This is a genomic window from Bradyrhizobium nitroreducens, assembly GCF_002776695.1.
GTDB lineage: Bacteria > Pseudomonadota > Alphaproteobacteria > Rhizobiales > Xanthobacteraceae > Bradyrhizobium > Bradyrhizobium nitroreducens.
This window is the reverse complement of sequence record NZ_LFJC01000003.1, coordinates 7,974,147-7,993,093: the sequence shown is the minus strand read 5'-3', so window position 1 is coordinate 7,993,093 and position 18,947 is coordinate 7,974,147. Positions and strand designations below refer to the sequence as shown.

The following is an 18,947-nucleotide window of genomic DNA, read 5'->3' as shown; positions in this document are numbered from 1 at the left end:
ACAGATCATGACGCCGCAGGAACGCCAGCTCGTCGACGAGCTTTTCGACCGGCTTTCGAAACTGGAAAACGCACCGCGCGATCCCGATGCGATCGCGGCGATCTCCGACGGTCTGCGCAAGGCGCCCGGCGCCGTCTATGCGCTGGTGCAGACCACGCTGCTGCAGGACGAGGCGCTCAAGCGTGCCCATAACCGCATCCAGGAGCTGGAAGCGGCCCAGGCGCCCGAGCAGCCGCAGTCCGGCGGGTTCCTCGACACCATGCGCGACACGCTGTTCGGCGGAAGCCCCTCGCGCGGCTCGGTTCCGAACGTGCCTCCCCGCGATCAACGGCCGGTCTGGAACACCGGTCAGGCGATGCCGCAGACCCAGCCGGGCTACGGCGCGCCGCCCTACGGACAGGCTTACGGTCAAGGCCCGGGCCAGGGCTATGGCGCTCCGCCGGTCGGCGGTGGCGGCGGCTCGTTCCTCGGCACGGCCGCAGCCGCTGCGGCCGGCGTCGTCGGCGGCTCCCTGCTGCTCTCGAGCATCCGCGGCATGATGGGCGGATCGCACCAGCAGGCTTTCGGCGACACCAATTCCCTCGGCGGCGATCGCAGTGCTGGTGGAAGTCCTTGGGGCGGCAGCGACCAGTCCGGCGGCTCGCTCGCCCGCGATGCCGGCCTGAACGACATCGGCTCGAATCGCGATTCCCGCCAGGGCTTCTTCGGCCAGGCGTCGAACGATCGCGACGACGACGATCAGGACTACGGCGACGATCGCGGCGACAACGTGGACATGGCCGACGACAGCGATTTCGGCGGCGACGACGATGGCGGCAGCGATTACGCGTGAGGTTGCTGTGTAGCGTTGCGAACAAGAACGGCCGCCCAAGAGGCGGCCGTTTTCATTTTCCAACTCTTGCGCAGGTCTCTTCCTTCTCCCCTTGTAGGAGAAGGTGGGAACGTCACATCACCACGACCTTGGTGCCGACATTGACGCGGCCGTAGAGGTCGATGACGTCCTCGTTGCGCATGCGGATGCAGCCGGAGGAGACGTTGGTGCCGATGGTCCAGGGCTCGTTGGAGCCGTGGATGCGGTAGAGCGTCGATCCCAGATACATCGCGCGGGCGCCGAGCGGATTTTCCGGGCCGCCTTCCATGTGCCGGGGCAGATCGGGCCGGCGGGCGAGCATTTCGGCCGGCGGCGTCCAGTCCGGCCATTCGCGCTTGGCCGTGATCGATTTCACGCCGGACCAGGTGAAGCCGGGACGGCCGACGCCGATGCCGTAGCGCATCGCCCTGCCGTTGCCCTCGACCAGATAGAGGAACTTGTTCGGCGTATCGACCACGATCGTGCCGGCACTTTCCTTGCCGCTATAGTCAACAGATTGTTTCTCGAATCTCGGATCGAACGGGCGCTGCCGCGGATCGACCGCCTCCTGCTGCAGGCCCGCGCCCTGATATCCACCCTGCATCTGCGGCTCGCCCATCGGCGGCAGGCGGCGCTGGTCGTAATAGCCGGGCTGCTGCTGATACACCGGCCGCTCGGGCGCGTAGGCCGGACCGCGGCCGGGCCCGTCGCCGAACAGGAACTCGATGAAACCGCCGCCCATGTTCGCATTGGAGGCGACCCGCACCGGCGCCGGCGGCACCTGCGGCTGGTAGAGCACCGCGGGCGGATCGTTCGGCACGGTGTTGTCGAAGGCACCGGCGCTGCTCGTGCCGGCAATGAAGGTGCAAGCGCTGCCGAGCAGCGCGACAGACATTTTCTTGAACATCGACGTACTCTGTACTGTTTCGTCTAGATCACATGCGTCGTGGAGAGCTGGTGGCTGATCCCGCGCCCTTCGACGTGGTCAATAAAAAGCAAAAGCCGTTTTGTTTGGTAAACGAAAGCGGGGTTTGGATTCACCACGTCGCGAGCGCAGCGGCAATTTGGCGATCAGCGTTTATTTTCGATGAACGCGACGCGGCCATGGTTAATCGCTTCTTTGCGCGCCGTCGCGCGATGCCGCACAACAGTTCCGGCTGTGAACTTCGTGTTAAATCGCTTCTGCCTACAAAGACGCGTGAGTGAGGTGGGGGAGTATCCTGATGGCTGTTCACCGCAAACGTTTTCGCGTTGAGGATATCGTTAGTGGCGAGATGCCGATTATCGATGTAACCGAAGAGGCCGGCCCGATGCATAGCGAGATCATGGCCGAGCTGCGCGCGATCCGCGCCCAGATGGCGAAGGGCGCTGCCCCGCTGTCCGGCAGCGCAGCCATGGCGGCGATCGACGCCTCGACGGCCCATGAGCTCTCCGAAGCGCGCACCATGCTGGAGACCTATCGGGCGCAGATCGAGCAGTGCGAGAAGCTGAAGGTCGAGCTCGACCTCATCCATGACGCCATCGACCGCACCAAGCGCGAGATCGCGACGCTGCACGGCAAGAGCTTCGACGGCGGCGAGATGGCCAAGGTCAATGGCGAGCTCGGCGCGGTGGTCGGCGGCACCGAGCAGGCGACCCAGCAGATCCTCGAAGCCGCGGAATCGATCGACCAGGCCGCGAGCGCAATGTCCAAGGTGGACTCGGTCGATCAGCAGAAGCGCCTCGCCGACGACATCCAGGAACGCGTCATCTCGATCTTCGAAGCCTGCAACTTCCAGGACCTGACCGGCCAGCGCATCAGCAAGGTCATGACCACGATGAAGTTCATCGAGCAGCACATCAATGCGATGATGGACATCTGGGGCGGCGTCGACGCGATCAAAGCCCACGTGCCGGCGCAGGTCGACAATCGCAGCGAGGACGAGAAGCTCCTCAATGGTCCGAAGCTCACCGGCGACGTCGGCCACGCCTCGCAGGACGACATCGACGCGCTGTTCGACTGAGCGGACGCGAGATACCGAAATACAAAACGCCGGCGCAAGCCGGCGTTTTTTGTTTTGGGACCATTCCCTCCGCTGTCACCGCCCGGTCAAGCCGGGCGATCCAGTATTCCAGCGACGGTCGTGATTCAATCGAGAGGCCGCGGCGTACTGGATGCCCCGCCTGCGCGGGGCATGACGGAGGCGCGAGATCACGCCCTGGGCGCGCAGCGGACGTAGACCATGTTGCCGTAGCGGGTGGCGGCGTCCTTGTCGATGAAGCGGGTGATCAGGACGCGGCCGTCGAAGGACACGATCTCGCGGTCCTGCTCGCCGGGGGTCGGCCCGGCAGGCCCGATGTAGTTCTTGCCGCTCGGCGAGCCCTTCAGCCGCAGCTCCTGGGGCGTTGCCTGGTCGGCCAGATGCATGATCACGCCGCCGGAGGAGCCGGCGGTGATCACGTAGGGATTCTTGCACTGGGCCCTCGCGGCCGCCTCGGTGCGGGCACGGTCGGCCGGGTTCTGGAACGAGGCGAGGCCCCAGCGGCCGACGATCTCGTCGGCGCGAATGGTCGCAGGCATTTCGGGCGCGACGCCCGGCTCGGCTTCGGGTGGCGGCGAGGACGACGAGAAGGACGGTAGGCTCATGCCGCCGCCGCATGCGCCCAGCAGCAGCGCCAGACATGAAGCGGCCGCCAGATTGGCAACCGTGCGCGCGTGAGCCGAACTGATCATGGCATTCCCCCGAGCAAGACCATGGCCGCACCCCTCCCGCAGCCAAGCGCAAAACCGCTGCCGGAGCAATGACGTCCTTTGATACGCCGGCGCCCCGAACAAGTTTCCAATGCCACCATCCTATATCCGCCTCACCAATCGCTTAACCACCTTTGCTTGACAGGATCGCGGCCAAGCCATATTTCCGAGCGCACTATTAGCACTCGGAAAGCCCGATTGCTAAGCACGCCGTTCGATCCTCTGGATAGGGGGTGGACGGAAGCGCCGCCCCACCCACTTTCCACACCTTCCGAAGCGAGCCTCCAAAGGGAAACGTCATGGCTAAATCCAAATTTCGTCCGCTGCATGACCGTGTCGTGGTCAAACGTATCGACGCCGAGGAAAAGACCAAGGGCGGCATCATCATTCCGGACACCGCCAAGGAAAAGCCGTCCCAGGGCGAAATCGTCGCCGTCGGCCCCGGCGGCCGTGACGAGGCCGGCAAGCTGATCCCGATCGACCTCAAGGTCGGCGACCGCGTGCTGTTCGGCAAGTGGTCGGGCACCGAGGTCAAGATCGACAACGAAGATCTCCTGATCATGAAGGAGTCGGACATCATGGGCGTTCTGGCCTAAGGCCGGCCGCCTGAACGGCCGCTGAATGTCATGCCCGGGCCTGACCCGGGCATCCATCAATCTTCGCCAGGTGATGGACTGCCGGGTCAAGCCCGGCAATGACGAAGAGAGCGCGCTGCAGCACAAACAAGACACAGCACGAAACACGAGGGATTGCAGACAATGGCTGCCAAGGACGTCAAGTTTTCCGGAGACGCGCGCGATCGCATGCTGCGCGGCGTCGACATTCTCGCCAACGCCGTCAAGGTGACGCTCGGCCCGAAGGGCCGCAACGTCGTCATCGAGAAGTCGTTCGGCGCGCCCCGCATCACCAAGGACGGCGTCACCGTCGCCAAGGAGATCGAGCTCGAGGACAAGTTCGAGAACATGGGCGCCCAGATGCTGCGGGAGGTCGCCTCCAAGACCAACGACCTCGCCGGTGACGGCACCACCACCGCGACCGTGCTGGCCCAGGCCATCGTGCGCGAAGGCGCCAAGGCGGTTGCCGCCGGCATGAACCCGATGGACCTCAAGCGCGGCATCGACACCGCGGTTGCGGCCGTCATCAAGGACATCGAGAAGCGCGCCAAGCCGGTTGCGTCCTCTGCCGAGGTCGCCCAGGTCGGCACCATCTCGGCCAACGGCGATGCCGCCATCGGCAAGATGATCGCGCAGGCGATGCAGAAGGTCGGCAACGAGGGCGTCATCACCGTCGAGGAGAACAAGTCGCTCGACACCGAAGTCGACATCGTCGAGGGCATGAAGTTCGACCGCGGCTATCTCAGCCCCTATTTCGTGACCAACGCCGAGAAGATGACCGCCGAGCTCGAGGATGCCTACATCCTCCTGCACGAGAAGAAGCTCTCGGGCCTGCAGGCCATGCTGCCGGTGCTCGAAGCCGTGGTGCAGTCGGGCAAGCCGCTCGTCATCATCGCCGAGGACGTCGAGGGCGAGGCGCTGGCCACCCTGGTCGTCAACCGCCTGCGCGGCGGCCTGAAGGTTGCCGCCGTCAAGGCACCGGGCTTCGGCGACCGCCGCAAGGCCATGCTCGAGGACATCGCCATCCTCACCGGCGGCCAGCTCATCTCCGAAGACCTCGGCATGAAGCTCGAGAACGTCACGGTGAAGATGCTGGGCCGTGCCGGCAAGGTCGTGATCGACAAGGAGAACACCACGATCGTCAAGGGCGCCGGCAAGAAGCCGGAGATCGAGGCCCGCGTCGGCCAGATCAAGGCCCAGATCGAGGAAACCACCTCGGACTACGACCGCGAGAAGCTGCAGGAGCGCCTCGCCAAGCTGGCCGGCGGCGTCGCGGTGATCCGCGTCGGCGGCGCCACCGAGATCGAGGTCAAGGAGAAGAAGGACCGCGTCGAGGACGCGCTCAACGCCACCCGCGCCGCGGTGCAGGAAGGCATCGTCCCCGGCGGCGGCGTCGCGCTGCTCCGCGCCAAGAAGGCGGTGGGCCGTCTCACCAACGCCAATCCCGACGTCCAGGCCGGCATCAACATCGTCCTGAAGGCGCTGGAAGCCCCGATCCGCCAGATCTCCGAGAACGCGGGCGTGGAGGGCTCGATCGTGGTCGGCAAGATCCTGGAGAACAAGTCCGAGACCTTCGGCTTCGACGCCCAGAACGAGGACTATGTCGACATGGTCGAGAAGGGCATCATCGACCCCGCCAAGGTGGTGCGCACCGCGCTGCAGGACGCCTCCTCCGTGGCCGGCCTGCTGGTGACCACCGAAGCCATGGTCGCCGAGATGCCGAAGAAGGAAGCCCCGCCCGCCATGCCCGCCGGCGGCGGCATGGGCGGCTTCTGAGGCCCATCCTCACCCGACATGATCGCGAAGGCCGCCTCCGGGCGGCCTTCTTTTTTGCCGACGATGAGCGCCGCTTTCCGATTCAATCCACGGCCAAAACCCACTACGGTGGCGCCGATTCTATTGTTTGAGCATGATCTTTTCGGAAAACCGCTTCACACTTTTCCGGATCATGCTCATTGCTTGAGGATTTCGTCGATGCGCGCGCTTTTGGTTTGTTCGACAGCCCTGTTGGCGGCTTTGCTTGCAGCTTCGCCGGAGGTTGCCTCCGCCCAGATGAAACTGTCCCCCAAGGCTGCGGCGCCCGGTGGCGTGGAGACGCGCTATTTCACGTCGATCGACGGGCTGATGGACGGCAATGCCGACGTGATCCTGAAGGAGACGCGCCAGGGCAAGACGGTGACGGCCGCGGTGCTCGACGTCTGTTACCCGATCGCCAAGAATTCCGACCGCAAGGACCGCTTCATCGTCAATCTCCAGGTCGCGGGCCAGAACCTGACGGGCACGACGCAGAGCATCGGTGAGAAGGCGCCCGTCAGCGTCAAGCTGCTGCGCAAGCAGAGCGGCGACACGTTCGAGTTCCGCGGCCAGATCAGCATCGGCCAGGTGGTGACGGAGGTGACCTCGCCCGACAATTCCGATCTCAGCGAGAGGGAATTTCAGGACAACCAGACCTCGGACGACGGCATCACGCCGCAGCCCAAGGATTTCACCGACGTGTCGCCGGAGGCGATCGCGGTCAAGGTCAAGCTGGATGCGGCGACCGACTTCCTGAAGAGCCTGAGGGGCCAGGAGGTCGAGGTGACGCTGGCGAGCCTCACCGTCGGCTGCGATGCGCTGCGCGCTGGCGAGCAGACCATCAACATGTCGGTCGATCCCGAGCGCGCCGGCGCGCTGCTGGCCAAATTCAAGGCGATGCCCGGCGTCACCGCCGCCGGCTGGACCGCCGGCATGACCGAGATGGACCGCACCATCCGCTTCGCCGCGGCCGATTGGCGCGAGGGCGACAAGATCAACCGCAACAAGCTCGCGGCCACTGTCGCGAACGTCCTGAGCCGGACGCTTGCGGCAAAGCCGGTCTCGCAAAACTTCAACCCCGCCACCGGCAAGCTCAAGCTGGTCTTCAAACGGCCGAACCAGGATTTTCCGGCGCTCGAGCTGACCGACACGATCGAGGTCACCGGGCTCGTCGCGCCGGACAAGCCGGGCGCGACCGACAAGCTCATGCTCTGGATCGGCAGCCCCGCGACGACGACTGCCGACGAGAGCAGCGGCGCCAAGCTCAATCTCTCCGACGACGCCTCGGTCGACGAGGAAGGCGATCAGCCCGACGACAACGGTTCGATCGAGGCCCTCGCCAAGGAGCTGAAGGCTCAGCGCTGGGACGCCGACAAGTCGGTGTGGAAGTGACGGAGCTATCGTGCCCCGGACGCAGCGCGAAGCGCTGCGAGCCGGGGCCCAGAAGCCGCAAGCGAAGTCGTCGATAGATTTACTGGGTCCCGGCTCTGCGACGCAGCGCTTGCGCGCTACGCCTTGTCCGGGACACGACGGCGATCAATTCCCCGTTGTCCTGAAGCGCAGCGGCTTCGGGCCGATCAGCGTCAGCACGTCGCCCTGACGCTTCCAGGTCTCGACACTGGAGAGCGCCGCGACCAGATCGTCGTCGGCCTGCGCGCGTCCCGGCGGGCAGTTGCGGTCCTGGATCAGGCCGGGGACGAAGATCACCGTGTTGCCGGCGACCGAGAACTGGCCCTTGCCGCCCTTGCACCAGAGCTCCAGCAAGACCTCGCCGTGATCGCCGATCTCGATGTTCGGAATCCGCTTGGAGCCTGGCTGCGGCAATGCTTCCAGCGTCATCTCGCTGCCGAACGGGAAACCCTCCTCGGCACGCGCGAGCGTGGATATCGCGAGCATTGCAACCGCAGCACACACCAATCGCTTGAGCGAAACCATGAGACCTCTCGACGACCTGATTTGCGGCACCTTCTATAAGACTGCGGGCGCATTGAGAAGGTTCGCACGCACGCAAAAATCCCCGCGGAGACCTCCGCGGGGATCTGCATCGAAACCGGATATGGCCTGCTATTTCAGGACCAGCGCCGTGAACGGGTAGACATAGGCCTGCAACGTCACGAGCACACCGACGAGGCAGGCCAGCACGATCGAGTGCCAGAACACGAAGCGCAGGATGGTGCCCTCGTGGCCGTACCAGTTGGTGGCGGTCGAGGCGACGACGATCGACTGCGCGTCGATCATCTTGCCCATCACGCCGCCGGACGAGTTCGCCGCCGCCATCAGCACCGGCGACAGGCCGAGCTGCTCGGAGGTGATCTTCTGCAGGTTTCCGAACAGCACGTTGGAGGCGGTGTCCGATCCCGTCAGCGCGACGCCGAGCCAGCCGAGCAGCGTGCCGAAGAAGGGATACAGCACGCCGGTTGCGGCAAAGGCGAGACCGAGCGTCGCGTCGACGCCGGACAGGCGCGTCAAGGTGCCGATCGCGAGCATCGCCGAGATCGTGATCAGCGAGATCGCGCACAGCCGGATGGTGCGACCGTACTCGGTGAGGAGCCTGCCGGGACCGACGCCCATCAGGACACCGGAGATGATCGCCGCGATCAGCATGCCCGTGCCGGTGAAGGACAGGTAGGTGAAGCTGAACACCGCAGCCTCCTTGGTCGGCCCTGGCGCGACCGGCGGCATCTTGTTGATCATCTGGTGCAGCTCGGGCACCGGATAGTTCCAGGTGAAGATCGAGTTCGCCCAGGTCTTGAAGCCGCCATTGCCCCAGACCAGCATCACGATGCAGACGATGATCCACGGCAGCAGAGCGCTGAACACCTCGCTCTGCGTCAGCGGCGTCTTGTCCAGCGGCTTTGCCGCCGCCATGGTGGCCGACGATTCATCATTGCCGCGCAGCGCCGGCGACAGCCACAATTGCCTCGGCTGCCAGACCTTCAGGAACAGGATCAGCGCCCCCATCGAGATCAGCGACGCACCGATGTCGACGATCCAGGGATTGATGTAGTTCGAGATCACGAATTGCGGGACCGCGAACGAAATGCCGGTGACGAGAATCGCCGGCCAGACGTCCTTCATGCCCTTCCAGCCCGCGAAGGCCCACACCACCCAGAACGGTACGATCAGCGAGAAGAACGGCAATTGCCGGCCAACCATCGCGCCGAGGATGTAGGGATCGAGCCCGGTGACCGAGGCAAGGCCCTGGATCGGCGTGCCCAGCGCGCCATAGGCGACCGGCGCGGTGTTGGCGATCAGCGACAGGCCGGAGGCCGCGAGCGGCGAGAAGCCGAGGCCGATCAGCACGGCGCCGGTGATCGCGACTGGCGTGCCGAAGCCCGAGGCGCCCTCGAAAAATGCGCCGAAGGAGAACGCGATCAGCAGCAATTGCAGCCGCCGGTCCTCGGTGACGCCGCCGATGGCGCGCTTGAGCAGCTCGAAGCGCCCGGTGGTGACAGTCACCTGGTAGAGGAAGATGACGTTGAGGACGATCCAGCCGATCGGGAAGAAGCCGGTGACGATGCCCAGCACCGAGGCGCGGATCGACATGTTCGCCGGCATGGTGAAGACGAAGATCGTGATCAAATTGGCCACGATCACGGCGATGATGGCCGCGATATGCGCCTGGACGCGGCCGCTCGCGATCAGGACCAGCAGCGTGACGACGGGCACTGCCGCCGCAATCGTCGACAGCACCGGGCTGTGCAGCGGATCATAGACTTGATTCCACATGGTCTTCCTCCCCCACGCATGTTTGTGGCAGACGGCCCGCGTGGAGAGCCGATCCTGCTTGACGCTGGAAGCGATAACCCCCGAGCTGGACGCGAATTCCTCGCGAATGCCGCGGTTCCCGTCCCGCTCACAAGCTCGCGAAATCCCTGGTCACCCCACCCCGCGCCGTCGAACCCCATGCTAGGGTTGCAAGCTGCGACAAGCCAACGCAAATTGCAGACCTTGCGACTTTAGTCTAAGCGCGCCCATTTCCGCCATTGCCTCAGGTCGTTGGCTCCGGGCATTTGTGCACACCCCCCGAGGAGATCCAGCTCTGTGAAGAACATCAGCGCCACGCTCGCGATCGTCTGGCGAATCGCCGCTCCCTATTTCCGGTCGGAGGACAAATGGGTCGGCCGCGGCCTGCTCGCCGTCGTCGTCGCCATGGAGCTGGTGCTGGTCGCGATCAACGTGCTCCTCAATCAATGGCAGAACCGGTTCTACAGCGCGCTGCAGGCCTACGACCTGCCCGAGTTCATCAAGGAGGTCTGGATCTTCCTCGGCCTCGCCTTCACCTTCGTCGCGCTGGCCGTCTACAAGCTCTATCTGAACCAGTGGCTCCAGATCCGCTGGCGGCAATGGCTGACGCAGCATTATCTCGGCGAATGGCTCGACGGCGCCACGCATTACCGCATGCAGCTCAAGGGCGACGCCGCCGACAATCCGGACCAGCGCATCACCGAGGACGTCAAGACCTTCGTCGAGCAGACGCTGACCGTCGGCCTTGGCCTTCTGTCCTCGGTCGTGACGCTGGCCTCGTTCGTCGTCATCCTCTGGGGTCTGTCCTACAAGGCGCCCTTGTACATCTACGGCACCGACATCGTCGTCCCCGGCTTCCTGGTCTGGTGCGCGGTGGCCTACGCGATCGTCGGTACCGCGCTGACGCACTGGATCGGCGCCCCGCTCATCAACCTCAATTTCGAGCAGCAGCGCTATGAGGCCGATTTCCGCTTCAACCTGATCCGCGTGCGCGAGAATTCCGAGCAGATCGCGCTTCTGAAAGGCGAGGGCGCGGAGCGCGGGCGCCTGCTGCAGCGCTTCGGCTTCGTCATCGGCAATTGGTACGCGATCATGAGCCGGACCAAGCGCCTCACCGCCTTCACGGCGAGCTACGGCCAGGCCGCGACGATCTTTCCCTATGTGGTGGTGGCACCCGCCTATTTCGCCAAGCGCATCCAGCTCGGCGACATGATGCAGACGGGCTCGGCATTCGGCAGCGTGCAGGACGCGCTGTCCTTCTTCGTCACCGCCTATCGCTCGCTCGCCGAATGGCGCGCGGTGATTGCCCGCCTCGATGGCTTCGAGATGTCGGTCAATGCCGCCGCCCGCGGCGCAGCGCTGGAGCCGACCATCGACGTCGCACCGTCGAAGGGCAAGGCCATCGCGCTCGAGCAGTTGCTCGTCAAACTGCCGAACGGCGCACCTCTGGTCGCAGCCAATGCCTTCACGATCCAGCCGTCGGAGCGGGTGCTGGTGACCGGCCCCTCGGGCTCCGGCAAGTCGACCCTGTTCCGGGCCATTGCCGGCGTCTGGCCGTTCGGCACCGGCACGGTCGCCATCCCTGCGACGTCGAAGCTGATGATGCTGCCGCAGCGGCCGTATTTCCCGATCGGTCCGCTGGGCGATGCCATCATCTACCCGGCCGAGCACGGCTCCATCCCGCCGGAGAAGATCCGCGACGTCCTGGTTGCGGTCGGAATGCCGCGCCTGGCTGAGCGGCTCGACGAGGACGGTCACTGGAACCGGACATTGTCGCTCGGCGAGCAGCAACGCCTCGGGCTGGCCCGCGCGCTGCTGCACGTGCCGGACTATCTGTTCCTCGACGAGGCGACCGCCTCGCTGGACGAGCCTTCCGAGGACCGCCTCTATCGGCTGCTGACGGAGAAGCTGCCCCAGGCCACCATCGTCTCGATAGGGCACCGCTCGACGCTGGACACCTTCCACAACCGCAAGGTGGCGTTGGCGCAGGACGGCGAGATCCACGTCCTCGGCAAAGCCGGCGAGCCGGCCCCGGAGCCGAGCGCAGCGCGCTGAGGCGAGCACTGCAGGGCCGCTGGTCCATCGAGCTCGGGTCGTCACTCCCGCACACTCGTCATGCCCGGGCTTGACGGCGTGGAGAGAAGCAAAAAGGGCGGCAGATTGCTCTGCCGCCCTCGTAGATAGTCTCGGGACGAAGCTTACTTCAGGTTGGTCATCGCCGTCAGGTCGAAGGAGAGCTTGGCGATGCCAGCCGCGCCGCACCACTTGGAGCCGACGCCGGTTGGATTGATCGGCGTCACGTTGGTGGTGCCGGTGGCGGTGAAGTCGCTGGTGAAGGCGTTACAATCACCCTTGCTCAGGTCGGTATCGGAGTAACGCAGGTCCAGCGTCATCACCTTGTAAGTGAAGCCGACACCGATGTTCCAGGTGTTGTAGTCGGCGTACTTGATGCCGTTCGGGAACGCCGGGACGCCGTAGAAGCTATCGGACGTGCCGAACCACTGGCGACCGAACTCACCGGAGACATACATGCCGACGCCGCTCGAACCGAAAGTGGTGCTCGGTGCCGTCCACTTGCCCGTGATCGAGGTGTAGTTGCCCCAAGCACCGGTGTTGAGGAAGTTCGGCGAGTAGAACTCGTTGATGCCGAACGACCAGTTGTCGTTCACGGTGTAGTTCATCTTGCCGTAGACTTCGAAGAAGCTGACGTCCTTCTTCATGACGTTGCCGTTGATCAGGGCATTCGCGGCGCAATCGCCGCCCTGGAAGTTGCCGGCATTGTCGAAGCCGGTACCGCCGAAATAGCAGGTCCCACCCGGATACAGATAACCCCAGACGCCGATGTCGAAGGCGAAGGCACCGAAGGTCGGACGGATACCGCCGTAGACGTCGATCTCGGCGGCGGCGCGGTTCGGGAAGGAGATGCTCTCACCGGCCACGCCCACATAGAGCTGGAGGTCCTTGGTGACGTTGTAGCGCGGCTCGAAATAGGCCGAGACCGACGGCTTGTGGTTCGACTGAGTGACACCGCGGAAGATGTAGTCGCTCATGATCGCGCCGCCGAAGGCGATATCCCAGGGATCGAAGGCGGGCGGCGGCGGGGCCTTCAATGCCTTCACGCGCAAATCTGCCGCAAAAGCCGAGCCCGTCGTCACCATTGCCAGCGCCGTTGCCAACAAAGCTACTTTCTTCATTTCGATCCCCATCACCAAATTCTTGCCAAGTCTCTTGCCAAGTCGGATCCCGGAAGCCCCCCGGGGCAAACGACCAACGTGCAAAATTGCGTTACTGCGACAATCTGGATTGTAGGACGTAGGCCGTGAAGCAAAAATCACGAGCAACTGCCGACTTTTTAGGCGTTTCGACGATTCCACGAAAGGTTGTCGGGCTGTGTGTCTTCTTGATCACATTATCTGCATTCCAAAGTGCACGGTGGGACCGGGCAAGTACGGGGAAGGTCACCAGCGTGGCAACCGGGGCACGAATCAGACGGGTGCCGGAAAGGGACGGCTTCCGGGCGTTCATATGGCGATGCAAAAAGGCCGCAGCGTCACCGCGGCGGCCTCGCTGTTGGCGATCACGGTCGCTGGACGGGGCCTAGCCTTGCCCCTCGGCCGGCGCCGCTTCCGCAGAAGACGAAGGCATCGCCCAACTCGTCTCGGCCGCCGGTTCGGGAGCTGGAGCTGCGGCCGGCGCTGACGGCTTCGGCGCGGGAGCTGCCTTCGCCTTCTTCGGTGCCGCTTTCTTCGCGGCCTTCTTCGGTGCAGCCTTCTTGGCCGCGGTCTTCTTGGCCGTCTTCTTGGCGGCCTTCTTCGGGCCGGCCCGCTTCGCAGATTTCTTGGCAGATTTCTTCGCGGACTTCTTCGCGGACTTCTTGGCCGCCTTCTTCGTCGTCTTCTTCGACTTCTTCGCCGCTACAACCTTCTTGGCCTTTTTGGCCTTCTTGCTTTTCTTCTTCTTCGCTTTCGCCATCGTGGTCCTCCTGTTGCCGCCGAACAATGGTCGATCGGGCGTCTTCAGTCGTCACCCCGGGGAGGACAGTTCAGGCTCTGAAAGCTCAAACTTACGCGTTCAGTGCCGGCCGCGACCCGCCCGTAGCCCAATCGAGAAGCTCAATCGTGTGTACGACCGGAACTGACGTGCCACTGGCAATCTGCACCATGCAGCCGATATTGCCCGCGGCAATCATGTCCGGCTTGACGCTCGCGATGTTGGCGACCTTGCGATCGCGCAACCGGCCCGCAAGCTCGGGCTGGAGAATGTTGTAGGTCCCCGCCGAACCGCAACACAAATGGCTCTCGGGTACATCTTTCACCACGAATCCATTCTTGGAAAGCAATTCTTTCGGAAGGCCCGTGATTTTCTGCCCGTGCTGCAACGAACATGCGGAATGATAGGCGACGACGATGTTGTCGCCTCGCTCAGTCGTTGCGAGATCGAGACCGGCGACGTACTCGGTGATGTCCTTGGCGAGCGCGGACACCTTTGCCGCGTCGGCGGCGAAGGCCGCATCCTCGCGCAGGAGATAGCCGTAGTCCTTGATCACCGTGCCGCAGCCGGACGTGGTCACGAGGATGGCGTCGAGCCCTTCGCCGGACGCTTCCTTCCGCCACGCCGCGACGTTGGCCCGCGCCCGCGCCAAGGCATCCCCGTCGTTGCCGAGATGATGGGTCAGCGCACCGCAGCACTGCTCGTCCCTGACAAGGACAACCTCGACGCCGTGGCGGGTGAGAAGACTGATGGCGGCCTGGTTGATGCGCGGCGCCAGCACCTGCTGGGCGCAGCCCTGCAGCAGCGCGACCCGGCCGCGCTTCTTGCCGAGCGCTGCGAACACGCTGCCCGGGAGGGGGCCCGGTGACGGCAGCCGCTGCGGGGCCAGCGCCAGCATCGCCTTGATGCGCTGGACCAGGCCTGGCGTGGCCGACGGCCGCGGGGTCGGCAGGAACACGGCAAGCGGCCGGGCCAGCCGCGCCAGCACCATGCTGGCGCGAAAGCGCTGCGGGTCCGGCAGGACGAAAGCCAGCACCTGACGCAGCAGCCGCTCGGCCAGAGGCCGCTGATAGCGCTGCTCGATCCTGACCCGGGCCTGGTCGACGAGATGCATGTAGTTCACCCCCGAGGGGCAGGTCGTCATGCAGGACAGGCACGACAGGCAGCGGTCGACGTGCTTGACCACCTCGGCCGTCGGGGTCTGGTCCTTCTCCAGCATCTCCTTGATCAGATAGATGCGGCCGCGCGGGCTATCGAGCTCGTCGCCGAGCAGCACATAGGTCGGACAGGTTGCGGTGCAGAAGCCGCAATGGACGCAGGCGCGCAGGATCTTGTCGGCTTCCGCGATATCGGGGTCGGCGAGCTGGGCGAGCGAGAATTCGGTCTTCATGCCACAGCGCCTCGCGTCAGCCGGCCCCGGTTCAGAACGGTCTTCGGATCGAAGCTGGCGCGCACCCGCTCGCTCAGGGCGGCGATGCCCGGCGCCTGCGGATGGAACACGTCGACCTCGCGCCTGACATCCTCGGCCGCCCGGATCAGCGTGGCGTGCCCTCCGACCGCATTCGCACACGCCCGCACGGCCGGTTCATGCGCATCGCCCTTCGGCGGCAATGCGGCCCAGATCAATCCACCGCCCCAATCATAGAGCACGTCGCCACCGGTCTCGCGCGTCAATCGCGTGCCGAGCGCCGCGCCCGAGGCCGGCGGGCAGACGATGCGCCAGACCGGCCAGGCGCCGAGCGCGCCGCTGGCCGCGAACGGCAGCACGTCGCGGATCGTGACCCACAGCGCAGCAGATGCGGCATCCTCGATCAATGTCGCGGTTCCGAACGGCGCCAGCAATTCGCGCAGCGAGCCGGCGCGATGGGCGGCGGAGGCGGTGATGCCCTCGAGCCGCAGCACGGTCAGCGCCTCGCCCTCCCCTGCGAGATCGCCCAGCCCCTCGGGCTTGGCCCGGAACGCCTGATACGGCAGATGCGCCGCGCCGGAGACGTCGAAGGGCGAGCCGAGCGCCGCGGTCATCGCCTTGTTGGCGGCGGCATCATCGAGCCCGCGCAGCAGCAGCGTCCGCTCGGCCTCGGGCTTGGGCATCACCTTCAACGTGACCTCGGTCATCACCGACAGCGTGCCCCAGGACCCCGCCAGCAGCTTGCAGAGGTCGTAGCCGGTGACGTTCTTCACCACCTTGCCGCCGGTCTTGAAGCTGTCGCCGAAGCCTGAGACGGCGTGCGCCCCGAGCAGGTGGTCGCGCGCCCCGCCGGCCCTGATCCGGCGCGGGCCGGCAAGGCCAGCCGCAATCATGCCGCCGATGGTGCCCGATGGGGGCGTGCCGAGCAGCGGCGCGGTGTTGACAGGCTCGAAGGCGAATTGCTGGTTCTTGGCATCGATCAGCGACAGCACGTCCGCGAGCGGCGCACCGGCCTGCAAGGTGACGATCAACTCGTTCGGCTCGTAGGAGGTGACGGCATTGAGCGCGGAGAGGTCGAGGACGGCGTTGGTCGCCATCGCATGGCCGATGCTGCGCTTGCTGCCATGCCCGATGATCTCGAGCGGCTGCTCGTTGGCAATCGCCGCGCGCACCACTTCCTCGACGTCTTTGGCGTCTCTGACTTTAAGCGTATCCACGGATGAGCCGGTATCCAAGTTCAGGATGAAAAGCAATTCGACGCTTGCAGCGATCGCGCTAGAACCGCGGGATGTCCGGAAACGCCAGCTTGCCGGCATGGACATGCATGCGGCCGAGCTCGGCGCAGCGGTGCAGGGTCGGGAATACCTTTCCGGGATTGAGCAGGCCTTGCGAATCGAAGGCGCATTTGAGGCGCTGCTGCTGGTTGAGATCGATCTCGGTGAACATCTCCGGCATGAGGTCGCGCTTCTCGATGCCGACGCCGTGCTCGCCGGTGAGCACGCCGCCGAACTCGACGCAGGCGCGCAGGATGTCGGCGCCGAAGGCTTCGGCGCGCTCGATCTCGCCGGGCTTGTTGGCATCGTAGAGGATCAGGGGGTGCAGATTGCCGTCGCCGGCGTGGAACACGTTGGCGCAGCCGAGCTGGTATTTTTCGCCGAGCTCGCGGATGCGCGCGAGCGCCTTCGGCAGCGCGCCGCGCGGAATGGTGCCGTCCATGCAGAGATAGTCCGGCGAGATGCGCCCCACCGCCGGGAACGCGGCCTTGCGGCCGGCCCAGAACAGATTGCGCTCGGCCTCCGAGGTCGAGATCTGGCAGGTGGTCGAGCCGCAGGCATTCGCAATTGTCTCGACGCGCGTGATGAGCTCGTCGACCTCGATCTGGGGTCCGTCGAGCTCGATGATGAGCAGCGCCTCGACATCGAGCGGATAACCGGCATGGACGAAGGCTTCCGCGGCATGGATCGCGGGCTTGTCCATCATCTCCATGCCGCCGGGAATGATGCCGGCGCCGATGATGCGCGCGACGCATTCGCCGGCGGCCTCGACCTCTGCGAATCCGACCATCAGCGCACGCGCCGTCTCCGGCTTTTGCAGGATGCGGACCGTGACCTCGGTGATGACACCGAGCAGCCCTTCCGAGCCCGTGATGACGCCCATCAGATCGTAGCCGGCGTTCTCGCACCCCTTGCCGCCGATGCGCAGGATCTCGCCGCTCATCAGCACGATCTCGCAGCCGAGCACGTTATTGGTGGTCATGCCGTATTTCAGGCAATGCACGCCGCCGGAATTCTCCGCGACATTGCCGCCGATCGAGCAGGCGATCTGCGAGGACGGGTCGGGCGCGTAATAGAAGCCGGCATGGGCGACCGCCTGGCTGATCGCAAGATTGGTGACGCCGGGCTCGGTGACGACGACGCGGTTGTCGAAATCGATCTCGCGGATGCGCTTGAACTTGCCGAGGCCCAGCAGCACGCCGTCTTCGAGCGGCAGGGCGCCGCCTGATAGCGACGTGCCGGAACCGCGCGGCACCACCTTGATGTTCTGACCTGCACAATATTTCAGGATGAGCGAGACCTGCTCGGTCGTATCGGGCAGCACCACGACCATCGGCGGCTGCCGATAGGCCGTCAACCCGTCGGATTCATAGGCCCGCATCTCCGCAGGCGTATCGATCACGCCCTCGCCTGATACGATCGCGCGCAATGCAGCAACGATCTCGGCGCGGCGCGCGAGCACAGCCTGGTCACTCGCAGGCATCATGATGGCCATATCAAATCCTTCATGGCATATCCTTCCGGCTCGCGCCGCACGATCAATTTGTCTCGGCAAATCAATCACGTCCGTAGCCCTTTGGGTAGGCCATCCGAAAGTCGGATCGCCCATCTTCCGCCAGTTCGCTCTGGGACAAGTCGGAAATCATGAAACCTGTCATGGTTTGGTGACTTGTCCAAGCCGCGCAGGCCTGCCAAAACCGGCAGGTCGGGCGATTGCCGATCCGGCAAAAGACTGACCAGCCCAGACCCACCAGGGAAGAGACGAAGAGCACCCGATGACAAAACTGATTTTTGGCGCACTGACGATCCTCACCGCGATTGCCACCGCACCCGCCGCGATGGCGCAGGATGCCGCGGCCGGCAAGACGTCGTTCAACAAATGCCTGGCCTGCCACGCGATCGGCGAAGGCGCCAAGAACAAGGTCGGCCCCGAGCTCAACGGCCTCAACGGCCGCAAGTCGGGCACGGTCGAGGGCTATAGCTACTCGGACGCCAACAAGAATTCCGGCATCACCTGGAACGAGGCCGTGTTCAAGGAATACATCAAGGACCCCAAGGCCAAGATCCCCGGCACCAAGATGGCGTTCGCCGGCATCAAGAACGAGACCGAGATCAACAATCTCTGGACCTACGTCTCCCAGTTCGACAAGGACGGGAAGATCAAGCAGTAAGCCTGCACAAGGAAGTCGCGGCAGCTTCGGTTCTGATCGAATCAGGATCGGAGCTGCCGCTTTTTTTGTTTTGGCGCGCTCTCGCCACGGCTTCATTGCGAGGAGCTCTTGCGACGAAGCAATGGCGGAGCGTGAGGCGATAGGCTGCCTCCTCGAGTAACGCTGTCATTCCCCGCGAAGGCAGGGAATCCAGTACGCCGCGGCCTCTCGGCTCAATCACCACGGCCTCTGGAATACTGGATCGCCCGCCCCTGTGCGCAATTGCGCACTAGGCGGGCGATGACACCGAGTGCGTGGTGATAGACATGGCTTCGCAGCCTCGCGGCTGAATTCGCCCGAGCTTTGCTTCGTCTCGCAACCCTCGAAAG

The 18,947-nt window shown here is 64.7% G+C and carries 17 protein-coding genes; 8 read left to right on the top strand and 9 right to left on the bottom strand.

The features are described from left to right. The first annotated feature begins 7 nt into the window (after nucleotides 1–7). Entirely contained in the window at nucleotides 8–832 is an 825-nt protein-coding gene (locus tag TSA1_RS37720; protein WP_100181567.1) for a DUF2076 domain-containing protein, read from the top strand. 112 nt (nucleotides 833–944) lie between these two features. Here TSA1_RS37720 and TSA1_RS37715 read toward each other — a convergent pair whose 3' ends face one another. Continuing rightward, nucleotides 945–1,757 carry a L,D-transpeptidase gene (locus tag TSA1_RS37715; RefSeq protein ID WP_100180746.1) on the bottom strand — a complete coding sequence of 271 codons (813 nt, stop codon included), beginning with the start codon at nucleotides 1,755–1,757 and terminating at the stop codon, nucleotides 945–947. A 50-nt stretch (nucleotides 1,758–1,807) separates the two neighbouring features. On the opposite strand from TSA1_RS37715, the gene TSA1_RS39185 reads away from it, so the two are divergent. Beyond that, nucleotides 1,808–2,056, top strand: coding sequence for a hypothetical protein (locus TSA1_RS39185; RefSeq protein ID WP_142250483.1), 249 nt, complete (start codon nucleotides 1,808–1,810; stop codon nucleotides 2,054–2,056). A gap of 17 nt (nucleotides 2,057–2,073) precedes the next feature. Beyond that, complete coding sequence (locus TSA1_RS37710; RefSeq protein WP_174719256.1) at nucleotides 2,074–2,853, top strand: protein phosphatase CheZ; 780 nt, start codon at nucleotides 2,074–2,076, stop codon at nucleotides 2,851–2,853. Between the two features lie 188 nt (nucleotides 2,854–3,041). Here TSA1_RS37710 and TSA1_RS37705 read toward each other — a convergent pair whose 3' ends face one another. Beyond that, nucleotides 3,042–3,563, bottom strand: coding sequence for a hypothetical protein (locus TSA1_RS37705; RefSeq protein WP_174719255.1), 522 nt, complete (start codon nucleotides 3,561–3,563; stop codon nucleotides 3,042–3,044). A gap of 317 nt (nucleotides 3,564–3,880) precedes the next feature. Here TSA1_RS37705 and TSA1_RS37700 point away from each other — a divergent pair, with 317 nt between their 5' ends. The 3 genes from TSA1_RS37700 (at nucleotide 3,881) to TSA1_RS37690 (ending at nucleotide 7,381) form a co-directional block, all read left to right on the top strand. Next, complete coding sequence (locus TSA1_RS37700) at nucleotides 3,881–4,177, top strand: co-chaperone GroES (RefSeq protein WP_027525027.1); 297 nt, start codon at nucleotides 3,881–3,883, stop codon at nucleotides 4,175–4,177. Nucleotides 4,178–4,339: 162 nt separating this feature from the next. Beyond that, nucleotides 4,340–5,971, top strand: coding sequence for a chaperonin GroEL (gene groL, locus TSA1_RS37695; protein WP_100180743.1), 1,632 nt, complete (start codon nucleotides 4,340–4,342; stop codon nucleotides 5,969–5,971). Nucleotides 5,972–6,169: 198 nt separating this feature from the next. Then, a complete protein-coding gene (locus tag TSA1_RS37690) occupies nucleotides 6,170–7,381 on the top strand; it encodes a hypothetical protein (RefSeq protein ID WP_100180742.1) in 1,212 nt (403 codons plus the stop codon). A 144-nt stretch (nucleotides 7,382–7,525) separates the two neighbouring features. Here the strand turns inward: TSA1_RS37690 and TSA1_RS37685 are convergent, their stop codons facing one another. Then, a complete protein-coding gene (locus TSA1_RS37685; protein WP_100180741.1) occupies nucleotides 7,526–7,924 on the bottom strand; it encodes an META domain-containing protein in 399 nt (132 codons plus the stop codon). Nucleotides 7,925–8,053: 129 nt separating this feature from the next. Further along, nucleotides 8,054–9,718, bottom strand: coding sequence for an L-lactate permease (locus tag TSA1_RS37680; protein ID WP_100180740.1), 1,665 nt, complete (start codon nucleotides 9,716–9,718; stop codon nucleotides 8,054–8,056). Nucleotides 9,719–10,033: 315 nt separating this feature from the next. Between TSA1_RS37680 and TSA1_RS37675 the strand changes: the two genes are divergently transcribed. Continuing rightward, entirely contained in the window at nucleotides 10,034–11,791 is a 1,758-nt protein-coding gene (locus TSA1_RS37675) for an ABC transporter ATP-binding protein/permease (protein WP_100180739.1), read from the top strand. A 143-nt stretch (nucleotides 11,792–11,934) separates the two neighbouring features. Here TSA1_RS37675 and TSA1_RS37670 read toward each other — a convergent pair whose 3' ends face one another. The 5 genes from TSA1_RS37670 to TSA1_RS37650 form a co-directional block, all read right to left on the bottom strand. After that, a complete protein-coding gene (locus TSA1_RS37670) occupies nucleotides 11,935–12,930 on the bottom strand; it encodes a TorF family putative porin (protein WP_174719254.1) in 996 nt (331 codons plus the stop codon). Between the two features lie 403 nt (nucleotides 12,931–13,333). Then, a complete protein-coding gene (locus tag TSA1_RS37665) occupies nucleotides 13,334–13,708 on the bottom strand; it encodes a histone (protein WP_100180738.1) in 375 nt (124 codons plus the stop codon). Nucleotides 13,709–13,799: 91 nt separating this feature from the next. After that, on the bottom strand, nucleotides 13,800–15,116 hold the full coding sequence (gene glcF, locus TSA1_RS37660; RefSeq protein ID WP_100180737.1) for a glycolate oxidase subunit GlcF: 1,317 nt from the start codon (nucleotides 15,114–15,116) through the stop codon (nucleotides 13,800–13,802). Further along, nucleotides 15,113–16,351 (bottom strand): FAD-binding protein, encoded by a 1,239-nt coding sequence (locus tag TSA1_RS37655; RefSeq protein WP_100181565.1) that lies wholly within the window; start codon nucleotides 16,349–16,351, stop codon nucleotides 15,113–15,115. Before TSA1_RS37655 ends, glcF begins: the two co-directional genes overlap by 4 nt. Nucleotides 16,352–16,409: 58 nt before the next feature. Next, nucleotides 16,410–17,903, bottom strand: coding sequence for an FAD-linked oxidase C-terminal domain-containing protein (locus tag TSA1_RS37650; RefSeq protein ID WP_100180736.1), 1,494 nt, complete (start codon nucleotides 17,901–17,903; stop codon nucleotides 16,410–16,412). A 280-nt stretch (nucleotides 17,904–18,183) separates the two neighbouring features. Between TSA1_RS37650 and cycA the strand changes: the two genes are divergently transcribed. Beyond that, a complete protein-coding gene (gene cycA / locus TSA1_RS37645; protein ID WP_100180735.1) occupies nucleotides 18,184–18,579 on the top strand; it encodes a cytochrome c-550 CycA in 396 nt (131 codons plus the stop codon). The last annotated feature ends 368 nt before the right edge of the window (nucleotides 18,580–18,947 follow it).